Annotated in this window: 8 protein-coding genes; 3 read left to right on the forward strand and 5 right to left on the reverse strand. The window is 38.5% G+C overall.

Translation table 11 applies throughout. The features are described from left to right. Positions 1-62: 62 nt before the first annotated feature. Positions 63-2,231, reverse strand: coding sequence for an adenylate/guanylate cyclase domain-containing protein (locus EHQ70_RS04255; RefSeq protein WP_135583799.1), 2,169 nt, complete (start codon positions 2,229-2,231; stop codon positions 63-65). Next, on the reverse strand, positions 2,228-3,454 hold the full coding sequence (locus EHQ70_RS04260; RefSeq protein WP_135583801.1) for a M48 family metalloprotease: 1,227 nt from the start codon (positions 3,452-3,454) through the stop codon (positions 2,228-2,230). The genes EHQ70_RS04255 and EHQ70_RS04260 overlap by 4 nt, the downstream gene beginning before the upstream one ends. Before the next feature lie 99 nt (positions 3,455-3,553). Between EHQ70_RS04260 and EHQ70_RS04265 the strand changes: the two genes are divergently transcribed. Both EHQ70_RS04265 and EHQ70_RS04270 read left to right on the forward strand, forming a co-directional pair. Further along, positions 3,554-5,119: a hypothetical protein gene (locus tag EHQ70_RS04265; protein WP_135583803.1), complete on the forward strand. Its 1,566-nt coding sequence runs from the start codon at positions 3,554-3,556 to the stop codon at positions 5,117-5,119. A gap of 18 nt (positions 5,120-5,137) precedes the next feature. Beyond that, positions 5,138-6,586 carry an OmpP1/FadL family transporter gene (locus EHQ70_RS04270; protein WP_135583805.1) on the forward strand — a complete coding sequence of 483 codons (1,449 nt, stop codon included), beginning with the start codon at positions 5,138-5,140 and terminating at the stop codon, positions 6,584-6,586. Positions 6,587-6,602: 16 nt separating this feature from the next. On the opposite strand, the gene EHQ70_RS04275 is transcribed toward EHQ70_RS04270, so the two are convergent. Genes EHQ70_RS04275 through EHQ70_RS04285 form a run of 3 tightly spaced genes read right to left on the reverse strand, consistent with a single transcriptional unit; the run spans position 6,603 to position 10,652 of the window. Beyond that, entirely contained in the window at positions 6,603-7,502 is a 900-nt protein-coding gene (locus EHQ70_RS04275; RefSeq protein WP_135583807.1) for a patatin-like phospholipase family protein, read from the reverse strand. Beyond that, the gene (locus EHQ70_RS04280; protein WP_208729489.1) at positions 7,503-8,753 is read right to left on the reverse strand and encodes a C40 family peptidase; all 1,251 of its coding nucleotides are present in this window, start codon (positions 8,751-8,753) and stop codon (positions 7,503-7,505) included. Between the two features lie 24 nt (positions 8,754-8,777). Further along, positions 8,778-10,652 carry a patatin-like phospholipase family protein gene (locus EHQ70_RS04285; RefSeq protein ID WP_167481694.1) on the reverse strand — a complete coding sequence of 625 codons (1,875 nt, stop codon included), beginning with the start codon at positions 10,650-10,652 and terminating at the stop codon, positions 8,778-8,780. Positions 10,653-10,818: 166 nt separating this feature from the next. Between EHQ70_RS04285 and ruvA the strand changes: the two genes are divergently transcribed. Continuing rightward, positions 10,819-11,418 carry a Holliday junction branch migration protein RuvA gene (gene ruvA, locus EHQ70_RS04290; RefSeq protein ID WP_135583809.1) on the forward strand — a complete coding sequence of 200 codons (600 nt, stop codon included), beginning with the start codon at positions 10,819-10,821 and terminating at the stop codon, positions 11,416-11,418. Position 11,419 lies beyond the last annotated feature (1 nt).

Raw genomic sequence — 11,419 nt, forward strand, 5'->3', positions numbered from 1 at the left:
GTCATATGTTTTTAACTTTTAGAATATTTTAAAAATGATAAAAAAGATTCTAAATTTTTCTGTTATTTTGTAGTTCTTGTGAAAACTCCATCCCAACCTTCTGCAGGAGGATTTTTGAACAATGCTTGGCATCTTTTGATAAGAAGATGACTTGCGACATCTTTATATCCGTAAATTTTTGATACATTTTCAAAACAACTAATAGCCTTTTCCCATTCTCTATTAGAATAAAATCGAAATCCTTCTTCATATTTTTGTTCTGCTTCTAAAACTTCTGGTCTGAGTTCTGAAACATAAGAAACCAAACTATAAATTTTGACAGGAGCTTCTTTTCCTTTCACACGAATCCAATCTAAAAATCGAAAATGAAATTCATCTTTACAAACTGATTCAATACTTTCAGAGACAAGGATGGAGGTTCCATAATCTTTTGCAGCAGCTTCCAAACGTGCTGCCAAATTGACTGTATCCCCCATCATCGTATAAGATGCCAAACTATCTGTTCCCATAAATCCAACCTTAGCTGGTCCACAGTTTAGTCCGATACGAAAAATCATTTCTCGAGCCGTTTTAGTATAATCCATTTTTTCATTCCAGACCGATCGTAATACTTCAAGTTCGTTTACCATCTCGAGAGCCGTTTTACAAGCAAGCCTTGGATGTTCTTTGTTTTGAATGGGAGCTCCAAAAATTCCGACAATAGCATCTCCAATGTATTTATCCAAAGTTCCAGAGTTTACTTTTAAAATTTTAGTCATGGCAGAAAGGTATTCATTCAGCAACCTTGCTAAATCGCTGGCACTGAGTTCTTCACTGATACTAGAAAATCCAGCAACATCAGAAAAAAAGGCAGTGATTTCCCATTCCCCTCCCTTTTTCAGAGATTCCATATTTTCGAGAGCTTCACTCACAACACCCGGATCCACTAAATTTCGTAAAACATTGTTAAACTTTCTTTTTTCTTTTCCTTCTGTATAGGTTAGATAAGCAAATCCCATCAAATAGGAAAGAGGAAAGGCAATGATAAAAGGAGAACTAGCCAAAACTAAATCCATTCGATATAAAAAATAGAATAAACCAACAAACATAGATATGGCGAGGATTGGATAAATGTTTCTTAAAAAATGCCATTGGTTGACAAAAAGAATCAAAACACCTATCAATAGTATAAACAAAGTAAAACCAATTCCCCAAATTTCAGGGAGTTCTTTCAACATATGCCCTTCGATTAAGTTCGAAGCAAATACCGCCTGTCCAATCACACCAGGAAAAAGTCCGTAGGGAGTGACCACATCATCATGAGTAGAAGCTGCAGAGGTTCCAATCAAAACGATTTTGTCTTCAAAAAGTGTTGGGGGAACTAAAAGTTTTTCTGGGTCGTCCACTTCGCTAGAATTCAATTGATTTAAAGATTCTATAATTCCAGCAGCAGAGTAACGAGGGATGTTTCTAATTTCTTCTTCGGTATAAAAATAGGCACGAACAAGGCCATCTTTTCCTAAGGGAACTTCCCTTTTGATTCCATCTTTCTGGATTGTAAAAACTCCATTTTCCCATTCTGTTTCGTATGGTTTCCCAGAAACAAATGCCTGCAAGGCGAGCGTTGGGAAATGGTTATTTTTCCAACGAATGAAAGGAGTAAACCTTCGAAGGATTCCATCACTATCAGGAATCACATTCACCACATGTAACATTGGGGCGGTAATTCCAACTTCACCAATTGGAAACGATGCATTTTCATAACTCGGAAATGGAGAATTTTCCGGTAAGGGAACATTGAATCTTTCAGAGAGAATCTCGTCTCCCTTTCTCGGAATCACAATCCCTCCATCTCGAAAATTAGCGGCATGGGAAATCTCGCCTAAACTTAAGTTTGCGGCAACCAATGCTTCATCATAGTCTGATCTTTCCGTAAACATAATGTCAATGATGGTGATTTTCGGCGGAGTGATGAGTTTGGTATAACCAATGATTGTTGGATATATATTTCTTTTCCAAGGCCACTGCCCCAGTTCAGGATGATCGGCATACTTTGCAATACTTTGTTCATCAATATCAATGATAACAATGTCTTTTGTAAACTTATGATGAGATGGAAGTAAATGAAATAAAGAATCCGATAATTTTCGATTTAAAGTATTAGAAAAACCGAATAAAGAAATAAGCCCAAGAATGGTTCCCGGAACTAGAACCATTAGAAAAAAGGGGAATAGATATTTTTTTTGTTTCATGGTTTAAGTTTAGATTTGAATTCGCTCCAACGGTCTTTAACAAAAGGCGTATTTTCTGCGGATGATGTTGATTCGAAATACACTAATTTGGCGATGCGAATGGTTGTATCAGGATGTGTTTTTTTTAAAGATTCAGTGCCTTCTGATTTTGAAATTGTGTTTAAAAAACTGGAAAGTCCAATGGGCGAATATCCCACTTGGCTCGTTAGACCAACAGCGGCTTCATCCGCTTCCAATTCCAATTTCATATCTCTTCCTGTTTCAAAAAGTTGTTTTTCCATTTCATCTAGTAGAGTGGAAGTAGCCGCATTCACTACTTCTCCACCTGGCGGCGACAATAGCCCGGACAGAATGTCCAAAAATAAATTTGATTGTTTGAACTCTCCATTATGAAACAAAACAATATGCCCCATTTCATGACCAATCACTCCTGCAAGTTCTGACTCCGTTTGGATTTTTTTTAATGTTCCCGTTGTTAAAAATACAAAACCACCGGGGCAAGCGAAGGCGTTAACCTCTGGAGATTCAATCACACCAACACGAAAACTTAAATCTTTTCGGGAAGATACAGAAGCCAAACGAGAAGTTATAGTGTTTAAATAACCGGTCAGTTCAGCGTCTTTCACTAATGGGTATTTTTTTAACAAACGAGCCGCGAGCGATCGGCCTACTTTTACTTCTGCTTTGGTTTCTCGAAGAACCTCTAAATTTTCATTCGAATACGCGACTTCCTTAATATTTAAACTTTCATCTTTGGAAGAAGTTTTCACCGTTTGAGTTTCTGCACTTACAAAAGAAACAGACTCCATCCAACGTAAAGATTCAAAATCGTAAAGATCTCCCTCTCCTCGAACTCTCATCTTTTGCGTTTCCGAAAGGCCTCGAGCCGCTGCCGTTTTTGTAAAGTCAGAGGCTCTTTGTCTTGCGACCACTGCCTCAGAAGAATTGGAAGTTACACCTAATTTGATTTGGTTTCCCGGCGGAAGAGGTGAAACAAACAGTTTGGACACCCAACCCGATCGATTCTCAGCTCTTACCTGAACAAAAAGTCCTTGTTCACTGACAGGTGATAGAACGTCTCCCAGTTGCAATGGATACCCATCGGCACTGAGTTTTGGTTGGGAAAGTAGTTTCGCCTTTGTGCTTTGTACGTATACATTGCCCTTGGCTATCAGTGTTTGTGCTAATAAAAGAAACAAAAAGGTGTGAGATAGTGCTCTCATGCAATAAATTATGTTTTCCACTCACAACTTGAATACTCTTTTTTTATATAAAGACTTTAGAATTGACATTTCCTTTCGCATTCTTGAAATGAACGCGTGATGCATCACCTTCTTCTAATATTTGTTTTATGTTTCTTTACCTTTACCAGCTGTAAAAAAGAAAAAGATGAAAGTAATTCACTCTCTGCATTGGTGACTCGTTTTCTTGTCAGAAATCTATTCAATTCTAATATCAATTCGGAACTCCCTTCCAATCTAAGTGTTGCGGTTCCTCGTTCCATTCGCAAACCTTCTTCGGGTCTTGGATCCTCCTTCGGTAAATCCTTTCAAAAAGAATCCAAAACCAAAAAAAGCCATTCGGTTTCCAAAGGAATTGCCCAGGACACATTTGATTATGGGTTCACAGGACAAGCTTTCCTAACAGAAGGAACTTCCATTGTTTCTGAAATTCTTCGAGATTCTAAAAGAGATTTAGTTCTCATCAGCGGTGCTTATGGAATTGCTAAAGCAAGTCCAGGTGTTTGTATTCCCGGTGGAAACTCGACAGTTCGAATCACACAATCTATGGAGGACGAGTTTCTTCAAGGAATAGAACGACTAGGACTCAGTGCAAATGAAGCGAGAGGAGAACTTGTTAGCTTACAAAATGAAGGAATCTTGCCCACTATTGGACAATCTGTACCAACCCCAGCCATGGTGTACAAAACACTTTCTAATAACGAATATGACGCAGAAATTTCCTATTCGTTTGCAGAATCCATAGGAACTCCTCAACCCTGCCCCGCTAATAACAAATTTCAAAAAAGTTTAAAATTTAAAACGGATAAATCAAAAATTTTCAGCTCCATCACTCGTTCCTTAAAGGTGTTTGGGATCTCTCTTAGTGTAGAAGCATCTATCACTTACATCACCCAAGCAGGTAAAAAAGACAAAGCCATTCTCAATATCAAACAAGTCACAACGGCTTCTGGCAGCACAGACAAATCCACAACAAGGTTTACCTTTGAAGAATGTGATAATGATACAAATGCCAACACAAACAATTGTGTAACTCTAAGTTATAGTAATGTTTACGATAGTTCTGGCGATAAGGTGACAACCTCAGTCAAAGGAAAAACCAATGATTTTGGTGGATATGTAACCACAGAATACATAGACAACAACATAGGATACGAATATTACTTAGAAGAAACCTATGATGAAAATGGAGACACTGGATATTTTGCAGTAGATTATTATGATTTGAATGATAACTCGAATGATGAATACGAGGAACTCGGTTACTTTGATTATGATATCTATGGCGAGTTTTATGAAACAGGAGCCAATGCCTACAAATTCGAATGGGATGTATTCGTAGATTTTACGACTTCGCCTTTACCTTCTGGTGGTGGTGGGATTGGAGTTGCCATCGGATTTACTGAATACGATGCTTATGTGATTATGCCAGCTGGAGTGGATCCAAATGATTTTCCTGACGAATATATCGGATGGGGGGAGTTTTTTAATAATGTCAATAGTGGTGGCCCTGTATATTACGTAGATTTTTACGGAGATGCAGACCAAGTAGCCACATCTGTTATTTGGCGTTATACAATCAATGCTAGCGGCAATGAAGTCTACATACTAATACCATCTGGAACCAATACCATTTACCAACTTTAATCATAATAAAAATACCAAATGAAAACATACAAAATACTACTTACCTCATTACTCCTGACTCCAAGTTTCCTTTTTTCTTCGGAACCTTTTCATAACATCCAAGGATTTTATGGAGAAAGAGCCGCAGGTCTCGGTGGTGCCTTTACCGCCATCGCCGATGACCCGTCAGGTGCTTATTACAATCCGGCAGGTCTTGGTTTTACTTATAATGATGGAATTTCTATTTCTGCGAGCAATTTCAAAGATATTAAGCGAAGTTATATCAATATTGATACACCAGGCCAAGTGTATAACCAAACCCACCAAGGTTTTGACCCAAACTTCATTGGATTGTTAAAGAATTTTGATCGTTGGAAATTTGCGTTTTCCATTGTCAATACTTACAATTATTCTTACAATCGAGTGGACCAAGTCAACTACCCACTGGTTTCTCCTTCGATCAATTCCACAAGAAACTATACAAAAGAAAGATACAACCAACTGCTAGTCGGTCCGAGTGCTGCATATCTTCTTTCCGATAAACTTTCCGTAGGTGCAACACTTTACTATATAAATGATACAAAAGAAGTATCAAGGACTCAGTTCCAACAATTTTCAGATCTTAGTTATGTAATGCGTTCCTATGTGGACAACCGTAGAACATCTGGGATTATGCCAGTGATCGGAATCCAATACCAACCCATCCAAAAAGTATCTCTTGGAATGAGTTACCGTCGAACCTTCGTTACTGGAGGGAGCAGGTTGTACAATGAAGTATATGCTGATTCTACTAGAAGGCCAGGATCCTCAGCCATTGATTTTATTGAAGGAACAGGCGATGGGGCTTCCTCCATCGAAGCGGGAGTCCTCACACAAAAACCAAAACTCACAACCTCAATCCCACAAACCTCAGAATTACGATTGGGAATCGCTTTTTTTCCTACCTCACGTTTTCTCGCATCTTTTGACATGATCCATACGACTGGATACAAATCCAGAAAGAACCAGGATGAAATTAGCACCTTTGGTAGAAGGGTAACTTATACCATCAACGATACAGAAATCCGTGAACTGACAAGAGTATCAACTACCAACTTTGCGGCGGGTATGGAATATTATTTAGCAGACACATTCTCCGTGTTAGCTGGTATTTACACAAATGAACCGAATACAAAACCAATTTCCTGGACAGAGTCTGCTGTTGATTTGTACTTACAAAATGCACATGGAAATCAAGTGCAGGTAAATTCTGGTGACAACAGTTTGATTTACAAAGCTGCCAGATCGGGAACCAATCCCAGAAACGAATACTCGCGAAACAAAGGACTTAGTTTAGGATTTTCCTGGGTGACTTCCAAATCTTCTGTTTCTGTTACGTATATCCGTGAACTCGGATATGGAAATTCTAGGATCGATCCAAACTCTCTTTCTCAATCCTTTGAATACAGTGCCCATTCCGTTTACATCATGGTGAGTTCCAGAAACTAACCATGATAGTAGTATTTTACTTTGAACTTTGATTCGAAGTAAAATGCTCTTTAGCATCTTCGTAACCATGCCGAAGAAGGATTTCCGCTTGTTCCTTTTTAAAATTAAGAATGCTCACGAGACCTAACATTCGTTTGGGAGCAATGACAGAAACCTTTGCATTTTTAAATTGTGTGCGTAGTCCCAGTAAAAAATTTTCAATTGGTGTGAGGCCTTGCATCACAGCCTTTCGGTATTCAAATCCTTGTTCGACACTTCTGTAAGAACCTAGTAAATACAATTCAAATAACCTTTCTAAGGCTTCGTCTTTAGTTTCTGGTGTCTCCATCATTTGCACTCCTCCCACAGGAGAAAGAAGAACCACAACAATTTCAGAAGCTTCATGCGTAAGCGCAGGTAAGATGGGAGTATTGGCCATCACTCCTCCATCCCAATACGGTTCCCCATCAATCATTTGCCAAGGAAAGATCATAGGAATGGCAGACGACGCTAAAATATGTTCGATTCTCAAACCAGGATTTTCAAAAAACTTTAATTCAGAAGTGAGGATATTCACCGCTGAAATGATGACTTTGGTTTTGGATTCATTGAGAGCTGTAAAATCCATATGTTCATGGATGAACTTTTTTAAAGGGTAAGTCTCAACAAGGGGATAGTATTTTCTTCGAAATAAACCCTTTAACATATTCCAGACCGAATAACGCATAATATTTTTTTGATTTAATTTCAGCCATAATTCAGAGAGGCGGCTGGAATTCATTCCTGAACCAATGGCACAAGCATTGATAGCACCAACCGATGTCCCACAAATGATATCTGGTTTCCAATGGATCTCTTCCAAATACTTTAGAACACCTGCTTGGTAGGCACCTCTCGCTCCACCACCTGACAATACCAAGGCTCTTTTTTTAGCCATCTATTTAGCTCCTGTAAAAACGTCTCGACCTGTGATATATCTTTCCTTCCACCACTTTTCGTTTAAGGATTGGATGACCACACCACGACTCGTAGATGCATGGATAAAATTTCCATTTTCTAATACCATTCCGACATGAGTGATTTTACTTGTGTTTGGTGATGCAGAGAAAAATACTAAATTTCCAATTTGTTGTTTGTCGCGTGAAACTGACTTACCGATTTGAGCTTGGTCTCTGGCGGATCTGGGAATTGACTTTTCATTCATTCCAATTTTTGAATCGGTTAATATCGATTTGGTAAGTCCAGAACAATCCACTCCTCTTTTGGAATACCCACCGTACAAATAAGGAGTTCCGATCCAATTTCGACCGATAGGATCCACTAACTTACGTTTATCCTTTTCATTGTTAGTTGTTTGGACAGTTGGGGTATTTTGTTCTTCTAAAAATAGAATGTTTGGATCAAGTCTTGGACGTTCTTTCGTGACCCACTCTCCTTGTTCATTCCAAACAATTTCTGTGCGTCTTTCTGATTTTTGAAAATGATCTTTGGAAGAATTTGCACTGAGAACTTGGATGGTATCGGTTTTTACAATTTCCCAATCCTTAGGTTCTATATTTTGTCCTTCCTTCTGAAACCAATCATTTAGAAATTTTGTTTTTTTCTCATCGCTGAGTGTTTGGATTTGTTTGGGAAGGACGGACTCCAAACTTTTGATGGTGAGGTTTGTATTTTCTCGTTTTTTACGAGACAAAACCACCAAACGACCAGCCACAAAAACAGATGCCCCACTCCATTGTTTGGCTCTCGCGGCGCGTAGAATTTCAAGAACAGTTTCTTCGGGAAGTTTGGATATAGTAGTTTCTTTAAAAAATTTTCCAAGATAAGGGATGTCTTTTTTGTTAGGTTTCGTTGTGATAAAATAAGGAATCAACTCTTCTGTTTCTTCCCATGTGTATCCATAGTCTTTTAAGATAACAAACCTTTCGACCCCTTCGGCAAATTCAGGAGCGGGCATAGATTCAAAAGCTGCCCAAACCCGTAATGATTGGACAATTTCTTTTACGGAAGGATCGTTTGCTCGGTTCCCCAATCGTTTTCTAATTTCATTACGGATGAGTAAGGTCTCTTGTTTATTATAAACAGATGCAACTAACGAATCTAAGTTTTGAGAGGAAAGTGAACTTATCCCGAAAAAAAGAAAAATAAACCCAACCAAAATCACACGATAATTTGAAATCACAAACATACTTTGTATGATAAGGTTTAGAATTTATTGTAAAGAAGGATTTAGAAATTTCTCTTTACTCCTTTTGATTTTATCGATGGAAGAAACATATCCAAGTTCCATCAAACGTTCATAGGCAAACCAATCCAAAAGTCCAAAATTGTTCGTAGGAATTTGTAAGAATAAATCGGAGATTTTTTCTGTTTGTCGGATCCGATCCCGACTCGAAGCCAAAATCGAACGAATGATGATATCTCCAATGGGAGGAAACTTTGGTCTTAAAATTTCATTGAAGTTGATAAGGTTTGTAATTTGAACCAGAGGATTTGTCATCACCCCTGGATTTGTTTTATCAAAATAAGTGCAGAGTTCTTTGTCTTGGTCCGGATAAATGTCCCCGAACACATCGACCGAAATGATTTTTCCCGCACCGCGTTCTTTCAGAGTGATCCCAGGAACATTATCCAAAACCCCTCCATCCACATACACCACTCCATCATCAATGAAGGGAGGAACCACTCCGGGAATGGATGTACTCGCACGAATGGCTTTCCATAAATCTCCTCTATCGTGAACATGAATTTCCGAATGGGAAAGATCAGTGGAGATGGCATAATAAGGAATCCACAAATCTTCGATTTGAATGGATCCAAAAAATTGACGAATGGCCTCAGTGTATTTTTTTCCTGTTGTGAGAGATAAAACAGGAACCGTATATTCGTTTAACAGGTCTTTGGAGATCCAAAATGCTTTTGCTTTTTCTTTACTACCAGCGCTTGTTTCTCCCATAGCAATGAGGGCTGCAAAAATAGATCCAGCACTGGTTCCTGAAACCATATCGATAGGAATTTGGTGTTCCTCAATGGCAGAAAGAACTCCCAAATGAGCAAAACCTTTGGCACCCCCACCACCCAGAGAAAGCCCAATGGATTTTCCAAGGAGTCCCCGACCCAACCGTTCCCAAGTGTCGAGTCTATCCAAATGCACATGATAATGATGGTTAAACTTTCTTTTGTGTAAATGTCTAATGGTTCCTGGAATCACTACCACTGGGTCAGGTTGGAGGAGAATTAAAACATGATTGATCTCTTTGAATTGTTTGGGATCTAAAATAGATTCTAAATGGATACAATCTGGATTAGAGTTTGCATCCTTAATGTATAAAATGGTATCGGATTGGCGAAGGGCTCTCCTCATCCAAGCGGAAACATCTTTTTTATCTTCTAATAAATAGAAAACATAATCAAACTCCGCCTCCAGTTGGGAAAAAAAACGAATGATCCATGGTTCGCGGTCTTTTTCCTCTAACGTCTGTAACTCGCTCGTTCGTTCCAGAAAAAATGTTTCATCCACCACACAAAACGATCCATACCGCAAAAACACGAGGCCCAATTTATGAATGATTTCATCCAAACTATCTTTGGTTAAGGCCGAAAGAACTGAAAACGTTCGAGAAATAGGAACAAATCCTTTGTTTTCTGTTTTGGCATGTGCCAGCCGTTCGGCGATGATTTTGGTAATTTGTAAAAGGCTTTCTGGGTATTTGAGAAGGATGGAAAGAGCAATGTCCCTAGGAACACGAATGAGTTCCGAATCGCGGATGGCTTTGACGGTTGCGGAACGTTTTTCCCCAGTGATGAGACTTAGTTCCCCAATGATATCAAGGCGTTTGAATTCTCCCACATCACGAACAGAACCATCTGACCTGCGTTTTTCATAACGTAGTTTTCCAGCAGCTAGAATGTACAAATCATTTCCATCGGAATTTTCCTCAAATAATACTTCCCCACCCACTAAAAATTCCCTAACTGTATTTTCCTTCAGTTCACGAAGGACCGTATGCGGTAAATTTTTAAAGAGATCTGCCAGAGTTAGATACTGAGCCAGATGAGGATGTTTTGAGATCCGAATTCGTTTCACCACAAAGGTTTTACTAAATTTTTTTAAAAAACTCAACCTCCTTTTCTTTTTTTAAGATCAGAGTTTCAAAGTTTCGAATGAACGGATTTACGCATTGTGATCCGAGGATAAAAAGATTGGTGGTCAAACCGGTGGGATTTTAGATTCTGGAAGTGGAACCAAAGGGATGATTGCAAGTTTACGCGGAAAATTAATTCAACTGGAAATGGACCATCTTGTCCTGGATGTGGCTGGTGTTGGGTATGAAGTTCATATTCCTTTTCCTTTGCATTTAGAATGCAAAGACAAAATGAAAGAAGAAATCTTTTTACATATCTTTCATTCCATCACCGATCGCGGGGAACGTCTGTTTGGATTTTCCACAAGGAAAGACCGAGAACTTTTCCAACTCATCAAATCACTTCACGGAATTGGTGAACTCACCGCACTCAAAATTTTATCTTTTTTTCATGCCGATGATTTGTATAAAATTGCGAAAGAAGATGATCGAAAAACTTTGGAAAAAATTCCAAAAGTCAAAGGCAAAACCTCAGAAAAAATTCTTTTTGAAATCAAACAAAATTTAAAAAAGTTAGAAACCTTTTTAAATGATGAATCCACAAAAACAGAATCGGAAGATAGGGAAACAGATTTAGCAACCCTTGCACTAATTCAACTTGGGTTTGATGAAAAAACTGCTACCAAACAAGTTGCAGATGCAAAAAAACTAAATCCACTTGCTACCGCTTCGGAAATCGTCAAACAAGTAATCACAGGAACTAGATAAA

It is taken from the genome of Leptospira congkakensis (assembly GCF_004770265.1).
Taxonomy (GTDB): Bacteria; Spirochaetota; Leptospiria; order Leptospirales; family Leptospiraceae; genus Leptospira_A; species Leptospira_A congkakensis.

Excerpts from the sequence above, each read along its gene's own strand:
- EHQ70_RS04255 (WP_135583799.1), bottom strand. The coding sequence starts at position 2,231 with ATGAAACAAAAAAAATATCTATTCCCCTTTTTTCTAATGGTTCTAGTT.
- EHQ70_RS04260 (WP_135583801.1), bottom strand. The coding sequence starts at position 3,454 with ATGAGAGCACTATCTCACACCTTTTTGTTTCTTTTATTAGCACAAACA.
- EHQ70_RS04265 (WP_135583803.1), top strand. The coding sequence starts at position 3,554 with ATGCATCACCTTCTTCTAATATTTGTTTTATGTTTCTTTACCTTTACC.
- EHQ70_RS04270 (WP_135583805.1), top strand. The coding sequence starts at position 5,138 with ATGAAAACATACAAAATACTACTTACCTCATTACTCCTGACTCCAAGT.
- EHQ70_RS04275 (WP_135583807.1), bottom strand. The coding sequence starts at position 7,502 with ATGGCTAAAAAAAGAGCCTTGGTATTGTCAGGTGGTGGAGCGAGAGGT.
- EHQ70_RS04280 (WP_208729489.1), bottom strand. The coding sequence starts at position 8,753 with ATGTTTGTGATTTCAAATTATCGTGTGATTTTGGTTGGGTTTATTTTT.
- ruvA (WP_135583809.1), top strand. The coding sequence starts at position 10,819 with ATGATTGCAAGTTTACGCGGAAAATTAATTCAACTGGAAATGGACCAT.